Annotated in this window: 13 protein-coding genes; 7 read left to right on the forward strand and 6 right to left on the reverse strand. The window is 73.2% G+C overall.

The window, feature by feature from the left end; genetic code table 11:
• Positions 1-3: 3 nt before the first annotated feature.
• The 4 genes from ACFPFQ_RS30680 to ACFPFQ_RS30695 form a co-directional block, all read right to left on the reverse strand.
• Positions 4-2271 carry a HelD family protein gene (locus ACFPFQ_RS30680; RefSeq protein WP_379625491.1) on the reverse strand — a complete coding sequence of 756 codons (2268 nt, stop codon included), beginning with the start codon at positions 2269-2271 and terminating at the stop codon, positions 4-6.
• Positions 2272-2486: 215 nt separating this feature from the next.
• Positions 2487-4847: a glycoside hydrolase family 65 protein gene (locus ACFPFQ_RS30685; RefSeq protein WP_379625057.1), complete on the reverse strand. Its 2361-nt coding sequence runs from the start codon at positions 4845-4847 to the stop codon at positions 2487-2489.
• Positions 4844-5602: an HAD family hydrolase gene (locus ACFPFQ_RS30690; protein WP_379625059.1), complete on the reverse strand. Its 759-nt coding sequence runs from the start codon at positions 5600-5602 to the stop codon at positions 4844-4846. The genes ACFPFQ_RS30685 and ACFPFQ_RS30690 overlap by 4 nt, the downstream gene beginning before the upstream one ends.
• 303 nt (positions 5603-5905) lie before the next feature.
• Positions 5906-7534 (reverse strand): histidine kinase, encoded by a 1629-nt coding sequence (locus ACFPFQ_RS30695; protein WP_379625060.1) that lies wholly within the window; start codon positions 7532-7534, stop codon positions 5906-5908.
• 186 nt (positions 7535-7720) lie between these two features.
• On the opposite strand from ACFPFQ_RS30695, the gene ACFPFQ_RS30700 reads away from it, so the two are divergent.
• The 3 genes from ACFPFQ_RS30700 to ACFPFQ_RS30710 all read left to right on the forward strand — a co-directional run bounded on the left by ACFPFQ_RS30700 (position 7721) and on the right by ACFPFQ_RS30710 (position 13716).
• A complete protein-coding gene (locus ACFPFQ_RS30700) occupies positions 7721-10249 on the forward strand; it encodes a DEAD/DEAH box helicase (protein ID WP_379625062.1) in 2529 nt (842 codons plus the stop codon).
• Between the two features lie 365 nt (positions 10250-10614).
• Positions 10615-11001, forward strand: a complete 387-nt coding sequence (locus tag ACFPFQ_RS30705) for a hypothetical protein (protein ID WP_379625064.1) — start codon at positions 10615-10617, stop codon at positions 10999-11001.
• A 453-nt stretch (positions 11002-11454) separates the two neighbouring features.
• Entirely contained in the window at positions 11455-13716 is a 2262-nt protein-coding gene (locus tag ACFPFQ_RS30710) for a putative bifunctional diguanylate cyclase/phosphodiesterase (protein ID WP_379625065.1), read from the forward strand.
• Here the strand turns inward: ACFPFQ_RS30710 and ACFPFQ_RS30715 are convergent.
• Positions 13670-15091 carry a serine/threonine-protein kinase gene (locus ACFPFQ_RS30715; RefSeq protein ID WP_379625067.1) on the reverse strand — a complete coding sequence of 474 codons (1422 nt, stop codon included), beginning with the start codon at positions 15089-15091 and terminating at the stop codon, positions 13670-13672. The two genes, ACFPFQ_RS30710 and ACFPFQ_RS30715, sit on opposite strands and share 47 nt — an antisense overlap.
• A 115-nt stretch (positions 15092-15206) precedes the next feature.
• Between ACFPFQ_RS30715 and ACFPFQ_RS30720 the strand changes: the two genes are divergently transcribed.
• The 4 genes from ACFPFQ_RS30720 to ACFPFQ_RS30735 all read left to right on the forward strand — a co-directional run bounded on the left by ACFPFQ_RS30720 (position 15207) and on the right by ACFPFQ_RS30735 (position 17804).
• On the forward strand, positions 15207-15986 hold the full coding sequence (locus tag ACFPFQ_RS30720) for an LLM class F420-dependent oxidoreductase (RefSeq protein WP_379625069.1): 780 nt from the start codon (positions 15207-15209) through the stop codon (positions 15984-15986).
• Positions 15987-16037: 51 nt separating this feature from the next.
• Positions 16038-16508 (forward strand): NUDIX domain-containing protein, encoded by a 471-nt coding sequence (locus tag ACFPFQ_RS30725; protein WP_379625071.1) that lies wholly within the window; start codon positions 16038-16040, stop codon positions 16506-16508.
• A gap of 46 nt (positions 16509-16554) precedes the next feature.
• Positions 16555-17433 carry a DUF4126 family protein gene (locus ACFPFQ_RS30730; RefSeq protein WP_379625073.1) on the forward strand — a complete coding sequence of 293 codons (879 nt, stop codon included), beginning with the start codon at positions 16555-16557 and terminating at the stop codon, positions 17431-17433.
• A 188-nt stretch (positions 17434-17621) separates the two neighbouring features.
• On the forward strand, positions 17622-17804 hold the full coding sequence (locus ACFPFQ_RS30735; protein ID WP_379625075.1) for a hypothetical protein: 183 nt from the start codon (positions 17622-17624) through the stop codon (positions 17802-17804).
• Between the two features lie 92 nt (positions 17805-17896).
• Here ACFPFQ_RS30735 and ACFPFQ_RS30740 read toward each other — a convergent pair whose 3' ends face one another.
• A complete protein-coding gene (locus tag ACFPFQ_RS30740) occupies positions 17897-18709 on the reverse strand; it encodes a DUF1932 domain-containing protein (protein ID WP_379625077.1) in 813 nt (270 codons plus the stop codon).
• Positions 18710-18711: the final 2 nt, after the last annotated feature.

Consider the following 18711-nt stretch of genomic DNA (forward strand, 5'->3'; position numbering starts at 1 on the left):
GAGCTAGCTCAGGCGGTGCAGCATCGCCGGCAGCGGCTGGGCGTGGACCACCGCGAGCCGCTGCGTGGCGCGGGTCAACGCCACATAGAGGTCGTTGGCGCCACGCGGGCTCTCGGCCAGCACATCGGCGGGCTCCACGACCACCACGGCATCGAACTCCAGGCCCTTGGCCGCGGTGATCGGCAGCACCACCACCGCCGCCTCCAGGTCGACGTCGGTGTCGGACCCCGGAGCCGGGGTGCCACCGAGGCGTTCGCGCAGCTCGGCCAGGTGCGACTGCGGTACCAGCACCGCGGTGCGCCCCTCCCCGATCGCCCCGGACTCCTCGGCCACGACCTTCGCGACGGCGTCGACGAGCGCTCCGGGTTCCACCGCCACCGCGCGGGGCGGGACCCCGGTGCTGCGCACCGAGCTCGGCGCCGCGAGGCCCGGTTCGATGACGGCCAGCACGTCGTCGGCGACGTCGGCGATCTCCGACGGCGTGCGGTAGTTGACCGTGAGCTGCTCGAGGCGCCACCGGTTGGCGACGTAGGGCGCGAGCATCTGACCCCACGACGACGCGCCGGCCAGATCGCCGGTCTGCGCGATGTCGCCGACGATCGTCATCGAGCGGCTCGGGCACCGGCGCATGATCAACCGCCAGGCCATCGCCGAGAGCTCCTGCGCCTCGTCGACGATCACGTGCCCGAACGTCCACTCCCGGTCGTTGGCGGCCCGGTCGGCGGTGGACTCGAAGGTGCGCACCTGCTGGCGCTCGGCCAGCCGGTCGGCGTCGATGATGTCCCCTGCCCGCAGCAGGTCCTCGTCGAGGTCCTCCTCCAGGTCGAGCACGTCGAGCACGCCCTGCGCGTAGAGGACCTCCTCGCGCAGCGCGGCGGCCTCCCTCGCGGCCTGCTCGGCACCGTCGTCGCCGAGCAGCTCGGCCGCCTCGTCGAGCAGCGGGACGTCGGCGGGCGACCAGACCCGGCCCGGCGCGGTGCCCGCGGCGGGACGCTCCCGGAGCAGCAGCTGGCGGTCGGCCGCAGGCAGTCGCCGGGCCACCGCGTTGAGCCGGCGGGCGTCGGAGTAGAGGTCGGTGAGCAGGTCCTCGGCCGAGAGCGTCGGCCAGAGCTTGTTCAGCTCGCGCGCGAGCTCGCGGCTCTCGCCGAGCTCCTCGCGGATGTCGGCGAGGTCGCCGGAGTCGAGCAGGTTGCGCCCGCTGGAGTTGCCCCCCAGCGTGCGGGCCACCTGCTCGGCCAGCAGCCGGATGGCCTCCTTGTGGAAGATGCGCTTGCCGGCGTTGTGCGGCTTGCGCGAACGCCGGGCCCGGGTGCGGGCCGTGTTGACGACGTCGCGGTCGAGCCGGATCTCCTGCCCGTCCACCACCATCCGCACGGGCCGGCGCGGCAGCTCCTCCCGCTCGCGCACGGCCGCGGCGATGACGGCCGCCATCTCGGAGCGGCCCTTGACCTCCGCGACCGCGACGGGCTCCGGGCGCCGCGCGTCCAGCCCCGGGAACAGCTGGCCCACCGTGCCCAGCACCACGCTGGTCTCGCCAAGCGACGGCAGCACCTGGCCGATGTAGCTCAGGAACGTCGGGTTGGGACCGACGACGAGCACGCCGCGGCGCGCCAGCCGGTCGCGGTGGGTGTAGAGCAGGTAGGCGGCACGGTGCAGCGCCACGGCCGTCTTGCCCGTGCCCGGGCCGCCCTGGACCACGAGCACGCCCGAGGGCTTCGAGCGGATGATCGCGTCCTGCTCGGACTGGATCGTGGCGACGATGTCGGACATGCGCCCGGTGCGGTTGGCACCGACGGCGGCCAGCAGCGCCGCCTCGCTGGTGAGCCCGCTGGCCTGGCCGATGGCGCCGGCGTCGTCGAGGTCGAGCACCTCGTCGTCGATGGCGGTGACCTCACGACGCCGGGTGCGCAGGTGACGGCGCCGCCGGATGCCGTCCGGGTTGGCCGCGGTGGCCGTGTAGAACGGCCGTGAGGCGGGCGCGCGCCAGTCCATCAACAGCGGCTCGTACTCGTTGTCCTCGTCGAGCAGGCCCAGCCGCCCGATGTAGCTGCGCTCACCGGGCGAGCCGTCGGGCTCGTCGACGGCGTCGAGCCGCCCGAACGCCAGCCCCTGCTCGGCGGCACGCAACGCCGTGAGCCGGTCGGTGTACATCGCCGCGGCGGCGTCACGCTCGGTCAGCGCCTGCGGGGTGCCGACCGTCTCGTCGTGCAGCACGCCGTGCAGACGCCGTGCCGTCTCCTCGCGACGGTCGTCGAGCTTGCCGTAGAGCATGCCGACGTAGGCACGCTCGTTCTCGATCCCGTCCCCGGCATCCGCGGAGCTGTCGTTCGGCGCGGGGGACGTCTTGTTGGACACCTGCTGATCACCTTCGCGCTGCCGGACTGGTGGAGAAGCGACTTGTGAACGTACCAGCGGACCGTTGCGGTGCTGCAGTGCCGCGGCCCAACCGTGCGTGTTCGCCGTCACGTCCCCACCGACGGCGTCGATCAGCTCCCGGGGTGGCGGGCCTTCGGGGCCCGGCCGAACGGCTGCTCGACGGGCTCCACGGGCTCCGCTGCTGGCACGTGGCGGGTGACCGGCTTCTCCGCCAGTGCGAGGGGCTCGTCGTAGTGCTGCAGGCGCATCGGTGGCCCGGAGACGAGCGTGTAGTCGGCCTCGTCCTGCCGGATCTCCACCCGCAGCTGCCGGCCCTGCCACAGCAGGCCGAACGCGATCCGCGACAGCGCCGGGGGCAGCCGCGGTGCGAACCGCAGGCCCGTCGCGTCGCACCGCATCCCGCCGAACCCGGACACGACCGCCGTCCACGTCCCGGCCATCGACGCGATGTGCACGCCGTGGTCGGAGTTGCCTGCCAGGTCGTTCAGATCCACCAGCGCGGCCTCGGCGAGGTAGTCGAACGCGAGGTCCAGGTGCCCCGTCCACGCCGCCACGACCGCCTGCGTGCACGCCGAGAGCGACGAGTCCCGCACCGTGATGCCCTCGTAGTAGGCGAAGTTGCGCTGCATCTGCTCCGGGGTGAATGCATCCGGGCGCAGCTGCATCGCCAGCACCAGGTCCGCCTGCTTCGAGACCTGCTTCCGGTACAGGTCGAAGTACGGGACGTTGAGCAACAGCGGGTACTTCTCGGGTGGCGTGTGCTCGAAGTCCCACACCTGGTGGTCGGTGAAACCTTCCGACTGCGGGTGCACCCCGAGGACCTCGTCGAACGGGATCCGCATCGACTTCGCGGCGTCGCGCCACGACGCCATCTCCTCCGCGTTGACGCCCAGCCGGGCCGCGGCCCGGCTGTGGCGCGCCGCGGTATCGGCGGCCACGCGCAGGTTCAGCTGCGCCATCAGGTTCGTGTAGACGTTGTTGTCCACCACCGCCGTGTACTCGTCCGGACCGGTGACACCGTCGATGCGGAACTGGCCGGACTGGTCGTGGTGGCCCAGCGAGCGCCACAGGCGCGCCGTGGCCACCAGCAACTCCAGGCCGGTGTCGCGTTCGAACTCGACGTCGCCGGTGGCGGCGACGTGGCGGCGGACGGCGTCGGCGATGTCGGCGTTGATGTGGAACGCCGCCGTTCCCGCGGGCCAGTACCCCGAGCATTCCTGCCCGCGGATGGTGCGCCACGGGAACGCCGCCCCCGACAGGCCCAGCTGCTCGGCGCGCTCGTGGGCCAGCGGCAGGATCGACTGGCGCCAGCGCAGCGCGTCCGCGGCGGCCTCGGGCGCCAGGAACGACAGCACCGGCAGGCAGAACGTCTCGGTGTCCCAGAACGTGTGCCCGTCGTAGCCCTCGCCGGTCAGCCCCTTGGCCCCGATCGCGCGCCGCTCCGCCCGCGCCCCGGCCTGCAGGACGTGGAACACCGCGACCCGCACGGCCTGCTGCAGCTCCGCGTCGCCGTCGATCTCGACGTCGGCGGTGGCCCAGAACTCGTCGAGGTACTGGCGCTGCTCCTCCAGGAGGCCGTCGAACCCCGTGTAGCGGGCCGCCGCCAGCGCGGCGCGGACCTGGTCGTGCAGCGCAGGCTGGGAGCGGCGCGCGGACCAGCCGTAGGCCAGGTACTTCACGATCGTGAGCGTCTCGCCGGGCTGCAGGCGCGCGATCACGGTGGTGCGCCCGATGTCCTCCGTCGACTCCGACGAGGTCTTGGTGCCCTCGGGCCCGGTGACCTCGTGATCCATCGCCGCGGCCACCCGCAGCCCAGAGCGGCGGGTCTGGTGGATCAGCCACGCCCCGTGGTCGTGCACGCCGTTCTGCTCCGCCTGCAACGGATCGGTCAGTGCGGCCTCGACGCGCGGGTCGTCGTCGTCGCGGGCCGGGAGCTGCTCGTTGGCGACGAGCTCCGACTGCACCACCAGCAGCGCGGGCGCATCGAGCACCTCCACCTCGTAGCGGATGGCCGCGATCGCCCGCTGGGTCAGCGACACCATCCGGACACTGCGGACCTTCACCGCGCGCCCGGCGGGTGAGGCCCACTCGACCTCACGCGTCAGGGTGCCCGCCCGCAGGTCCAGCACCCGCTCGTGGCGGCGCAGGTCGCCGTAGCGCAGGTCGAACGGCTCGTCCTCCACCAGCAGCCGGATCAGCTTGCCGTTGGTGACGTTGATGATGGTCTGGCCCGACTCCGGATACCCGTACCCACCCTCGGCGTACGGCAGCGGCCGCCGCTCGTAGAACGAGTTCAGGTACGTGCCCGGGGTGGCGTGCGGCTCCCCCTCGTCGAGGTTGCCGCGCAGCCCGATGTGCCCGTTGGACAGCGCGAACACCGACTCGACCTGGCCCATCGCGGCCATGTCCAGCTTCGGCTCCCGCACCACCCACGGCTCGACGGTGAACGAACGTGCCGGGTCCGGGCTCATGAGTGGCTCCCATCGGTCTGGTCCAGCAGTTCGGCGAGGTCCTGCACGACGACGTCGGCCCCGTGCTCGCGCAGGGCGGCGGCATGGCTGACCCGGTCGACACCCACGACGAAGCCGAAGCCACCCGCCCGGCCCGACTCGACGCCTGCCAGCGCGTCCTCGAACACCACGGCATCGGCCTTGTCGACGCCCAGGTCGGCCGCGGCGGCCAGGAACGTGTCCGGTGCCGGCTTGCCCGGCAGCCCGCGCTCCTTGGCGCTCACCCCGTCGACGCGGTGGTCGATCAGGTCGGCGATCCCGGCGACCTCGAGCACCTGCTCGGCGTTGGCCGACGACGACACGACGGCTGTCTTGAGCCCGGCGTCACGCACGGCATGCAGGTAGCGCACCGACCCCGGGTAGACGGTGACGCCGACGGTGACGATCTTCTCCTGGACGAGGTCGTTCTTCCTGGTCGACAGCGCGTAGATCGTCTCGGCGTCCGGGGCGTCGTCCGGGCCGCCATCGGGCAGCTCGATACCGCGCGAGCGCAGGAACTCCCGGGTGCCGTCGAGGCGCGGCCGCCCGTCGACGTACGGGCCGTAGTCGGCGGCGATGTCGAACTCGCGGAACGGGGTTCCCTCACGCTCCGTCCGGGCCCGGAGGTAGTCGTCGAACATCTGCTTCCAGGCAGCAGCATGCACGCTGGCGGTGTCGGTCAGGACGCCGTCGAGGTCGAAGAGGCACACGCGGGTGCCGTCGGGGAGGCCGAGCATGCGCGAACGGTACCGATACCGGCGATCACAGCCGACCTCCGTGGTCAGATGTTCACACCGAGGATGCACAGCCGGAGCACTGGATCCGGACATCGGGGGTGTGGGGGGCTGAGCGCTGCGGGCAGCCGCCGTTGTGGGGATCGGGATTCGGGTTGCTGTTCGGGCCGGGTGCCGCATTCCCCCTGCCGAGCGCCTCACGGAACCATGTGGCAGCCCAAGCCCCGGCCCCCCGAACCGCAACAAGCCCAGATCACGCCCAGACATGCCGAACACCTGCCAGCCCGAGGGGTGCGGCCAAATCCCCTACGCCGGCCTCGCCGCCCCGGCCATGGGCAGCACGATCACCACCGGCTCCCCGGCGCCACCCACCACGCGCAGCTCGCACCGGCCGTCGACGGCGCGGGCCGACACCGTCAGGACGCCGCCCTGCGGGCGCGGTTCGATGTCGCGCTGCACGGCCTCGCGCACGGCGTCGAGCAGGCGCATGGGCGGCACGGGCACGGTGTCGATCCCCGCACCGAGCGCGGCCGCGATGTCGGGAGCGATGTCGATCTCCACGCGCAGCCGCTTGCCGAACCGGACCTGCTCGAGCTGCAGGTAACCGCGGACGGCATCGATCTCGCGCGCCAGCGTGCTCGACGCGTCGACGGGCTGGTCGGCGGCCCGCGACACGTCGGCGAACCCGAGCAGCAGCTCGCGCGCACGCATCGGGTCGGTGCGGATCAGCGAGGCGATCGTGTTGAGCGAGTTGTAGAAGAAGTGCTGCTCCAGTCGCCGCGCCTCGACCGCACCGGAATCGACGGGAGCAGGATCGGCGGGAGCGGCCGCCGGGCCCGGCTCCTCGACGGTTTCCGGCGCGACGACCGCCACCACCTCGGCCGGTGCGGCCTCCACGACAGGCGCGGGCGTCTCCAGCGGGCGCTGCGGCGGGGGCTGCGGGGCATGCGCCCACCCGTGCTCGGTGACCTCGATGCGCTCCACCGCCACCTCGGCCGGTCCACCCGCGGGATCGACCAGCCCCCGCCAGTGCGGCAGCCGGAGGCGCGAACCCGCGACGAACCCGGTGAACTCCACGAGGCCGGTGAGCCGCGGATCCACCCAGATCGCGTGGCGCGCGGCGTCGGCGGGCACCCCGGCCGCGAACGGCGAGCGCGACCGGCGCAGCGTCGCGAGGCCGGCCACCTGCCGCCGCTGGTCACCGGTGACACCGACCCGCCCGACGTAGCGCAGCTTCCCGTCCTCCCCCGGAACCCCCAGCAGCAGGCTGGCGATGGTGTCGGGCCGCGCGGGGTCGGTGGGTGTCCAGCCACCGACGACGACCTGGCGGGTGCGCGGGACCGGCACCTTCAACCACAGCGGTGACCGGCCACCGGGCCGGTAGCGCGAACCGAGGTGCCGGGCGTGCAGCGCGTCGACGCCCTTCGCGTCGGCGATCTCCAGCATCGACGGCAGCTCGGAGACCGGCAGCGGCGACGTCGTCCAGATCGGGGCGCTGGCGAAGCCGAGACCCTCGAGCAGCGACCGGCGGTCGCGGAAGGGCAGGTCGACCGTGGAGTGCCCGTCGAGCCAGAGCAGATCCGCCACCTGGTAGTCGACCGGGACGCTGCGGATGTGGCGCTCGTTGGGCCGGAACCGGGCGCTGCGGCGCTTGAGCAGGCGAGCCCGCGGCGCGTGCTCCTCACCGCGGGCCACCAGGGTGCCGTCGAGGATCATCCCCCGCGGCGGGGACCGGCGCTGCAGCGGCGCGTCCAGCTCGGGGTAGGCGGCCGTCATCGACACGTCGTTGGCGGAGAGCAGCCGGGTGCGGCGTCCCGGTTCGACGTAGGCGATGCAGCGATGGCCCGTCCAGGCGAGCTCCACCACCCAGTCCGGACCGGTCGGGGGCTGCCCGGACCCTGCGGAGACCTGCATCGGCGCGACGAGCTCGGGCACCCCGGAACGTTCGACGGGCCCGCGAGCACCCGTTTCGCGCAGATGGCCGGGCCCGCGAGCGACCCGCCCGTCCGACGCCGACCGCCCCGTCACAGCGCTGACAGTAGCGGCGCCACCACGCACCAGCCGCCACGAGGTCCCCCGGACTCGGCGAGCGGACATCGACGGGGGACGATCAGTACCACCATGACGCTCACCGACCGCCTCCCACCCCACCCCGACGACCCCGACGCGCTGGTCGAGGCGTTCACCGACTGGGCCTTCGACGAGCAGGGTCTCTCGCTGTACCCGGCGCAGGAGGAGGCGCTGCTGGAACTCGTCACCGGCAGCAACGTCATCCTGTCCACACCCACCGGCTCCGGCAAGTCACTGGTGGCCATCGGCGCCCACGCCGCGGCGCTGCAGCGGGGGCAGCGCACGTTCTACACCGCGCCGATCAAGGCGCTGGTCAGCGAGAAGTTCTTCGCGCTCATCGACGTCTTCGGCGCCGACAAGGTCGGCATGCTCACCGGCGACGCGGCGGTCAACGAGCAGGCCCCGATCATCTGCTGCACCGCCGAGATCCTCGCGAACATCGCGCTGCGGTCGGGCCGCGACGCGGATGTGGGCTCCGTCGTCATGGACGAGTTCCACTTCTACGCCGACCCCGACCGAGGGTGGGCCTGGCAGGTGCCGCTGATCGAGCTGCCGCAGGCGCAGTTCCTGCTGATGAGCGCCACGCTCGGCGACGTCTCGTTCTTCCGGGAGGACCTGACCCGGCGCACCGGCCGCGAGACGGCCGTCATCACGTCGGTGGACCGGCCCGTGCCGCTGCTCTACCAGTACGTCTACACGCCCATCCACGACACGATCGCCGAGCTGATCACCACCAACCAGGCGCCGGTGTACGTCGTGCACTTCACCCAGCAGTCGGCGGTGGACCGGGCCCAGTCCCTGATGAGCGTCAACGTCACGGCGAAGGAGGACAAGCAGGCCATCGCCGATCTGATCGGCCGGTTCCGCTTCACCTCCGGCTTCGGCAAGACGCTCTCGCGGCTGGTGCGCCACGGCATCGGCGTGCACCACGCCGGCATGCTGCCCCGCTACCGGCGCCTCGTCGAGACGCTCGCCCAGGCCGGCCTGCTCCGTGTCATCTGCGGCACCGACACCCTCGGCGTCGGCATCAACGTGCCGATCCGCACCGTCCTGTTCACCGCGCTCGCCAAGTACGACGGCACCCGCACCCGCCCGCTCAAGGCCCGCGAGTTCCACCAGATCGCCGGCCGGGCCGGGCGCGCCGGCTACGACACCGTCGGCACCGTCGTGGCCGAGGCCCCCGACCACGAGGTGGAGAACGCCCGGCTGATCGCCCGGGCCGGTGACGACGAGAAGAAGAAGAAACGGATCGTGCGCAAGAAGGCGCCCGAGGGTTTCGTCGGCTGGTCCGAGGTGGGCTTCGGCAAGCTGCAGCTGGCCCAGCCCGAGGCGCTGACCAGCCACTTCGCCGTCACCCACGCGATGCTGCTGAACGTGATCTCGCGCCCCGGCGACGCCTTCCAGGCGATGCGCCACCTCCTGGAGGACAACCACGAGCCCCGCCCCCGCCAGCGCCGCCACATCCTGCGGGCCATCGCGATCTACCGCGCCCTGCTGGCCTCGGGTGTGGTGGAGCAGCTCCCCGAGCCCGACGCCGAGGGCCGCCGGGTCCGCATCGTCGGCGACCTGCAGCTGGACTTCGCCCTCAACCAGCCGCTCTCGCCGTTCGCGCTGGCCGCGTTCGAGCTGCTCGACCGCGAGTCCCCGACCTACGCCATGGACATGCTCTCGGTGATCGAGGCGACCCTCGACGACCCGCGCCAGGTCCTCTACGCCCAGCAGAGCAAGGCCAAGGGCGAGGCCGTCGCGGCGATGAAGGCCGAGGGCATCGAGTACGAGGAGCGGATGCAGCTGCTGGAGGAGGTCAGCTGGCCCAAGCCGCTCGACGAGCTGCTCAACGGGGCCCTGGAGACCTACCGCCGCGGCGCGCCGTGGGTGGAGGACGCGAAGCTCTCCCCCAAGTCCGTGGCCCGCGACATGTTCGAGCGGTCCATGACGTTCGTCGAGTACGTCGGGCACTACCAGCTGGCCCGTTCGGAAGGCCTGGTGCTGCGCTACCTCGCCGACACCTACCGGGCGCTGCGCCAGACCGTGCCCGACGAGGCCAAGACCGAGGAGCTCACCGACGTCGAGGAGTGGCTCGGCGAGCTCGTCCGCCAGGTCGACTCCTCGCTGCTCGACGAGTGGGAGGCACTCGCCGCGGGTGCCGGCACCGGCACGGAGGAAGTGGCACCCCCCAGCCTCGACCAGGGCCCGGCCGGGGTCACCCGCAACGTCCGCGCCTTCCGGGTGCTGGTGCGCAACGCGCTGTTCCGCCGCGTCGAGCTGGCCGCCTTCCGGCGCTGGGACCTGCTCGCCGAGCTCGACGGGGCGGCCGGCTGGAACGCGGAGGACTGGCGCGAGGCGCTCGAGCCCTACTACGCCGAGCACGACCGGATCGGCACCACGGGCGACGCCCGCGGCCCCGCACTGATCACCATCACCGAGGAGCCCGAGCGCTGGCTGGTGCGCCAGGTGCTCGACGACCCCGCGGGCGACCGCGACTGGGCGATCAACGCGGAGGTCGACCTCGCCGCGTCCGACGAGGAGGGCGGTGCCGTCGTCTGGATCACGTCGGTGGAGCCGCTCGGCGGGTACTGAGCAGCTGGTCGAGCAGGCGCAGCGCCTCGCCGTAGGAGAACCGGGACAGCTCCTCGTAGGACAGCTGCTGGAAGATCCCCCGTGCGACCGGCCGCCACCGACCCGAAGCGGGCGCCGAGATCGCTGAGCACCTCTCCCCTCCCGGCGTCGGGCAGGAACGCGTACGCCGCGCCCGGGATCCCGTACGCCACGCCCCAGCGCAGCGTCGCGAGCTGGTCGGCGCGGCGGGCCCGCACCTCCTGGACGCGGCGCGCATCGCCGCCCCGCGACGCCTCACGCCCGACGGCGGCACCCCCTCCCCCAGCTGCACCGTCGTCGGTCGACGAACGATTGACGTTCTGGTGGTGTCAATGTATCGTTGACGTATGAAGTACGAGGAAGCGGTGCAGTGGCTGGACCGCGTCGACCCCGCCATCACCCGGCCCGACCGCTCGGTCACCGCCCGGCTCGACCGGCTCAAGGAGGTCAGCGCCGAGGGCGGGCTCACCCGCGACGCCGCCGCCGCCTGGTACGCCCTGGTCCAGGAGATGCGCCGCCTCGCCGACTACTACGAGCGCGACCTCGTCCGCAGGCTCCGGTCCGACGGCATGACGTGGGCGCAGGTCGCCGACGCCGTACAGGCCCAGCTCTCGAGCCGGCAGGCCGCGCAGGCCAAGTGGAAGCGCCTCATCGACCCGGGCCGGCGCACCACCACCGGCAACATGCGCCGGGGCGGCCGCAAACCCCAGCAGGGGCCTGCGGATCCGGACTGAACAGACAGCCGCCACCGGCCGCTCGGTGCCCGTCGTGCAGCTCAGCGCCCCACACGGGTGAGATCGGCGACGCCCGTCTCGCGGGCCCCTCCCCGCTGCTAGCGTCCGTCGCGATCGGACAGTCGGTGACCAGCACAGTTGTAAACCGTGGTCGGCGGCGGGTCGGCGCCGCGGGGTCGGCGGCCCGCCGCGTGGTCCGCGCCGGATCGGGTTCGACCCGTCCGGTCCTGGTGATCACTCCACGCGGAGCGGGCAAGCGCTTGCAACAGCGCTGAGCACGCACATCACGCCGGTGGAGATCCTCACGAAGGCGCGCGGCCCCGCCTTCTTGCCGGTATGGTCCCGATTCCGAGATCACTCGCTTTCGCGGGTGCCGGGGGGATCGAGCGGAGGGCAACGCCGATGGAGGCAGCTCCGGAAGGCGGCGGCACTGCCGGGGACGCGGTCGAGACGATGACCGCGGACACCGTGGCAGAACGCCTCGCTACCGCATGGCACGACGCCGTGTGGGGCACCAGTTACGTGGCGCTCGGCGACGCCGCCCTGCGCGAGCAGCTCCTCGGCTTCGTGCGCCGGCTGCTGCGCACGGGTGTGGGTGGGGACCCCGCTGCCGGTGCCGCGATCGACCGGGCCGTGCCGGCAGCGATCGGTGCCGAGCTCGTCGGGCTGCACTTCACCGAACCGGTGTCGCTGGAGCGCACGGTCGAGGCTCTGGGCAACGGCCTGCACGGTGCCGGCTTCGCCCCCGGCCACGCGGCCGCCGTCACGGGCGCTCTCGCAGCCGGCTACGCCACGGCACTGCAGGAGCGCACGCGCCTGGAGCAGGAACGCATCAGCGGAGCGGCCTTCGCGGCCCGCGCCGCGGCCGAGCAGGCGCGCTGGGGAAGCGAGGCCCGCTTCGCCGCGGTCTTCGCCGATGCCGCGGTCGGCATCGTCGTGATCGATCTCGCCGGCATCGTCGTGGAGGCCAACCGCACGCTCTGTGCGATGTTCGGCCACGCCGTCGAGGACGTGGTGGGGCACAGCATCGACTCGTTCGACGTCCCCGACGACAACGGCATGCTCAAGGACATGATGGCAGGCGCCGTCGACCACGTGCGGGTCGAGAAGGTCTACTCCCACGTCGACGGCTCCACGGTCCGCGCCGACGTGGTGATGTCGCTGATCAGGGACCCCAGCGGCGAGCCCCGCTACATCCTGGCGCTGGTCGAGGACATCGGCGAGCGGCACCGCCTGGAGAACCGGCTGCGCCACCAGGCCCAGCACGACCCCCTGACCGGGCTGCCCAACCGCACGATGTTCTTCGACCGGCTCGACGCCGCCATCGACACCGCCCGCCCCGGCACCGGCCTGCTCAACGGCTACGCCCCGGCCCCCGCGGGGGTCTGCTACCTCGACATCGACGGGTTCAAGGCCGTCAACGACACCCTCGGCCACGACGTCGGCGACGAGCTGCTGCGCGCCATCGCCACCCGGCTCTCCGACGAGCTGGGCCGCGACGGGCACCTGGTCGCGCGGATGGGCGGCGACGAGTTCGTGGTGCTCGTGGACGTGGAGCGCACCATCGCCCGCGCCGAGGCCGTCACCGCGGGCGCCGTCGCCGCCGTCATGCGCGACGTCGCCCGCCGCGCGCTGGCGGCCGTGCGCCGTCCGGTGCAGGTGGCCGGGCACCGGATCGCGGTGTCGGCGAGCATCGGCATCGTCCAGGCAGGCGACGGCGGCATCGGCTCGGCCGCGCTGATGAAGGCGGCCGACACCACCCTGTACTGGGCGAAGCTCGACGGGCGCAACCGCTACGCCGTCTTCGACCCGGATCGTCACCGCCGCGACATCGCCCGCTATGAGCTGTCGGCCCGCATGCCCGAGGCACTGGCCAACGGTGAGTTCGTGGTGGAGTACCAGCCGCTCGTGCGCCTGTCGGACCAGCAGGTCATCGGCGTCGAGGCGCTCGTGCGCTGGCAGCTGCCCAGCGGTGAGCGCCTCGGCCCCGACCGCTTCGTGCCGCTGGCCGAGGAGACCGGCCTGATCGTGCCGCTGGGCCGCTGGGTGCTCACCGAGGCGTGCCGCCAGGCGGCGCAGTGGTCGGCCACCAACCCCGAACACCAGCTGCTCATCAGCGTCAACCTCGCCGCGCGACAGGTCCGGGAGCCCGGGGTCGTCGAGGACATCGCGGGCATCCTGGAGAGCACCGGGTGGCCTGCCGGGTCGCTGCAGCTCGAGCTCACCGAGAGCGATGTCATGGGTACCACCGCCGAGTCGCTCGACACGCTGCACCGGATCGCGAGCATGGGCATCCGCATCGCCATCGACGACTTCGGCACCGGGTACTCCAACCTCGCCTACCTGCGCAGCCTGCCGGTGCACGCCCTCAAGCTGGCCGGCCGGTTCGTCACCGGCCAGGACTCCGCGGGCGGCGACGCACTCGACGTCGAGGTGTCCGCGCTGCTCATCCAGCTGGCCCACGTGCTGGGCCTGTCGGTCACGGCGGAGTCCGTGGAGACCGAGGGGCAGCTCGAACAGCTGCGGGCGCTGGGCTGCGACACCGGTCAGGGCTGGTACTTCGCACCGGCGGTCCGTGCCGATGCCATTCCCGGCATGCTGGACGGGCCGGTCGGACCGACCACCGTCCCGGTGATCCCGGCCTCGCGCAGCGCGACGGCCGACGGGGTCAGGAACGGAGCAGCATCCCCGAACCCGACGATCCCGGTCCACTGAACTCGTAGCTCAGCACCGCACCGGACGGCTGCCGCCGCAGGCGCACCTGCACGTCGCTGCCGCACGGGCCCTCGTCGATCACCTCGACGGCGGCGAGCGTGTCCGACGGTCCCGGCTGCGCGGGGCTCAGCCGCAGCGTGCCCGCACACCCCAGCTGGGGGTAGCGCACGCCGGCGACGTCGCTGCCCGGCGTGATCACGACCTCGGCGTCGAACACCGGAATGGCACCGCCACTCTGCTGCAGCTGTCCCGACCAGCGGCCCCCGAACGCGGCCGGGAACCCGACGGCCACCGGGGCGGGGGCCTCGGCCCATGGCGAGAGCAGCACCACGACCACGGCGGCCGCCACCACCAGGAGCACCGTGGCGATCCCCGCGACCAGCCGGCCGCGGCCCCGGCCCGCCGGTGCCGCACCGTGCTGCTCGATCGCGGCGATGTCGATCAGGGGCAGCGCTGCGGTCAGGGGAACAAGCGGCAGGTCACGCGTCTGCTCGCCCGGGCCCGGCCCGGCTGGGCCCGATCCGGAAGGGCCCCGCCCGGCAGATGGGGGCGCGTCGAGCGCCCGGCGGGCCGCGGCGGCGAGCTCCCCGGCGCTGCGGTAGCGCGCGTCGGGCTGCTTCGCCATGCCGGTGGCCACCACCGCGTCGAGCCCCGCCGGCAGCTCCGGGCGATGCTGCGACGGCCGCGGGGGCGGGCGCGTCCCGTGGGCGTAGATCGCCGGGAGCAGCCCGTCGACGGGGAACGGGACCTCACCGGTGAGGCACTCGTAGAGCACGCACGCCAGCGAGTAGACGTCCGCCGCCGGCCCGGGCTCGCCGGGGGCGAACCGCTCCGGAGCCATGTAGGCCACCGTCCCGACCGCGGTGCCGGTGGTGGTCAGCGACGCGCGACCGCCCGTCCCGGAGCCGTCCATCGCGTGGGCGATGCCGAAGTCGACGAGGTAGACGAAGTCCTGGGCGGTGAGCAGCACGTTGGACGGTTTCACGTCGCGGTGCACCAGCCCGTCGGCGTGGGCCGCATCCAGCGCCTGCGCGATCTGCTCGATGATGGCCACGGCCCGCTCCGGAGCGAGCGACCCACCGCCGGTGATCGTGCGGGCGAGATCCACCCCGTCGACCAGCCGCATGTCGAGGAACAGCCGGCCGTCGATCTCGCCGTAGCGGTGGATCGGGATGACGTGCGGATCGCGCAACCGCGCGCTGGCGTGCGACTCGCGGCGGAAGCGCTGCGCGTAGCGCGGGTCGCCGGAGAGGGGATCGGACAGGAGCTTGAGGGCGACGACCCGCTGGTGCTCGCTGTCGAAGGCGCGGTACACCTCGCCCATTCCCCCGCGACCGAGCAGTCCTTGCAGCTCGTAGGGCCCGAAGGTGCTCACGGACCTCACGGTAGGGCACGCCGTCGCGTGCCGCTGCGGCCCGGTCGCCGGCGCCGCCACGACCGTGTCGAGGCAGACCGAGCGGATGCCGTCGATCACATGCCAAGATCACGACATGACCTCCGCTGCCATCAGGATCGGCGTCCAGGTGCAGCCCCAGCACGCCGACTACGCCCAGATCCGCCGCGCCGTTGCCCGCGCCGAGGACGCCGGCGTCGACATCGTGTTCAACTGGGACCACTTCTTCCCGCTCTCGGGCGAGCCGGACGGCAAGCACTTCGAGTGCTGGACGATGCTCGGCGCGTGGGCCGAGTCCACCGACCACGTCGAGATCGGCGCGCTGGTCACGTGCAACAGCTACCGCAACCCCGAGCTGCTCGCCGACATGGCCCGCACGGTCGACCACATCAGCGACGGCCGGCTCGTCCTCGGCATCGGGGCCGGCTGGTTCGAGCGGGACTACGACGAGTACGGCTACTCCTTCGGCACCCCCGGCACCCGGCTCGCCGGTCTCGCCGAGGCGCTGCCGCGCATCCGGTCGCGCTGGTCCACGATCAACCCCGCCCCCACCCGCGACATCCCGATCCTCATCGGCGGCGGCGGGGAGCGCAAGACGCTGCGCTACACCGCTGAGCACGCCACGATCTGGCACGGGTTCGGTGACCTCGACACGTTCACCCGCAAGAGCGCCATCCTCGACGAGCACTGCGCCGCGGTCGGGCGGGCACCGCAGGAGATCGAGCGCTCGGTCGCGGTGAACTCCGCCCCGGAGGCGGTCGGCGACGCGCTGGTCGCCGCCGGTGCATCGCTGTTCACCGTGGGGGTCAGCGGGCCGGACTACGACTACGGCCTCCTGAAGGACTGGGTCGCCTGGCGCGACGAGCGCAAGGGATGAGCTCCCGGCAGGACGTCGACCGCCGCGACGGGCCTGTGATCTGATGCACCGGTGCTGAGCGCGGGACTGTTGCTGCACCGACCCGATCCGAGCGGCGCCGGCGGGGTCGAGCTGCTGCTCGGACACATGGGCGGGCCCTACTGGGCGCGCAAGGACGAGCGGGCCTGGTCGATCCCGAAGGGCGAGCACGGGCCCGAGGAGGATCCCCGCGCCGCTGCCGTCCGGGAGTTCACCGAGGAGATGGGCTCCCCGCCACCGGCCGGAGAGCTCGCCGAGCTCGGTGCCGTCCGCCAGCGCGGTGGCAAGATCGTCACGGTGTTCGCGGCCGCGGGCGACTTCGATGCCGAGCGCATCGTCAGCAACGAGTTCCTGCTCGAGTGGCCGCCCCGATCCGGTCGGATGCAGTCCTTCCCCGAGATCGACAGGGCGGCGTGGCTCGACCCGGACACCGCTCGTCGCAAACTCGTCGCCGGTCAGGTCGCGTTCGTCGACCGGCTCCTCGCGGCGCTGGCGAGACGATGAACGGTGGCGGCACGGCCAACGGTGGCGGCACGGTGAAGGGCATCCGATGACGACGATCTGGCGGGCACTGGCACGCGGCATCGCCGCGGGCACGGCGGGCACGGGTGCCCGGCTGGCGGCGGGGCTGCTCGACCCCGCCCGGCGCGACCGCGCGACCGCGCGGCCCCCGGCACTGCGCCGGCTGGCCGTCAGCGCCGCCACGGACGCGGCGATCGGCGCCACCGCGGGCGCGCTGCGCTCCGCCGGGGTGCGGCTGCCCGCGGCAGCCGGTGGCGCGCTGCTCGGCATCGCCGGCCTCATCGCCACCGCGGGGCCGGGCACCGTGGGCCGGATGCTGAACCCGCGCCGCTGGGGCGAGGTCGACTGGGCAGCCGTCGCCGTTCCCCAGCTCGCCTACGGGGTCACGACGCACCAGACGCTGCTCGTGGTGTCCCGCGTCGCCGAGGGCCGCGAGACGGTGCTGGCCGCGCCGTCGGGCACGCTGCTGCGCGCCGCCGCCCTCGGCGCCGCCTCCGGGTCGCGCAGCAGCGCCGCGATCACCGCGGTCGCACTGACGTCGGCCCGCAACGACCGGGGCCTCATCGCCCCGCGCCTGGGCAGTCCCGCCGCCACGGTGGCGCTCGGGCTGCTCGCGATCGCCGAGGCCATCGGCGACAAGAGACCGGGCACCCCCAGTCGCCTCGAGACCGTCCCCCTGCTCGCCCGGGCCGCCGCCGGCGCCGTCTCGGCGGGTGTGATGGCCCGTCGCGACGACGACGACCCGGCACTGCCGGCCGTGATCGGGATGTCCACCGCCACCCTGGCGGCCATCGCCGGTGCCGGGCTGCGGGGCGTCGCGGCTCGCCGGCTGCGCACCGACAAGCCCGGCGCCTTCGCCGAGGACCTGCTGGCGGGGCTGCTCGCCTGGTACGGCGCCCGTCGCTGAGGCCCGGCGCGGGACCGTTGTGGACGGTTTCCGGTCCACAGTGCACATGCCACGAGCACCCGAAAGGACGCACGTCTCCCTACGGACGGTCGTCACCCTCCGCGCCCAAGGCGATGCAGAGTGACACCTTCGGGTGATTTCCGCGCGAAGTACGCGACCGGCAGTGGAGGTGGCGTCAAGCTGTGCGCATGCAGCGCAAGTCAGTGGCCACAGTGGCCATCACCGTCGTCGTGCTGGGCGCAGCCGCCGTCGGTCTCGCCTCCACCGCCCAGGCATCCGACACCGCGCCGGCCAACCGCGGCTGGGACACCAGCCTCAACCGGGGCTGGGAGATCCAACCCCACGACTCCCCGCCGGCCACCGGCGACTGAGACCGCCCGGGCCGGCCGAAAGCCGCCGCCGCCACACCAACCCCTCCGGTGTGGCGGCGGCCCCATGTCCCGAGCCTGTTCCCCGGGCCTGCTCACTGCTCCGCGGCGAGCCGCTCGTACATCCGCGCGGCGGCGCGGGAGAAGCCGTCGGGGAGATCGAGTGCCGCCAGCGCGGCCCCGGCCTCGTCCATCTCCCCCACCCAGCGCCAGGCCCGGGAACCGGTCCGGGACCGGATCCCGGCCACCACCGCGGGATAGTCGACACCGTCGCGCGCCAACTGCTCCCCCAGCGCGTCGGCCACCCCGAACTCGCGCGCAGCCGCGTCGATCGCCAGCCAGATCGCCGGCATGGCCTTGCTCTGCAGCGCGAAGCACGCCTTCAGGCCGCTGGCCGCGCCGAGCCCCCCGTCGAGCACCCGCGCCTCGAACGGTGACCCGGCGAACAGCCCGGCCACCAGCGGCGCCGTGGCCCCCGCGAGCCACAGCACCGACTGGCCGCGCTCCCAACCGGGCGGGCCGATCACGGCGCCGTCCACCACGTTGTCGGAGCCCAGGAGCTCACCGATGCCGACGACCGTGGCCGGTGCGACCGCGTTGGCGTCGACGTAGATCGGGCGGTCGGAGCGGTCGGCCAGTGCGGCCGCCACCTCCCCGGCCACCTGCCGGGCGGCATGCGGCGGGCAGATCGAGATGATCACATCCGACCGGCGGGCCAGCGCGGCGACGTCGGGCACACCCACCAGGTCGGCCAGCTCGGCGCGCTTGGCCGTGGCGTCCCCGCGGCCGGCCACGGCCCAGATGACGACCCCGGCGGCCGGTTTCAGCGCCGAACCGAGGGACGCACCCATCGCACCGGGGTGCAGGACGCCGATCACGGGACGCGGGGGCAGCTGCCGATCACTCACCG

Source organism: Pseudonocardia sp. GCM10023141 (assembly GCF_042653605.1).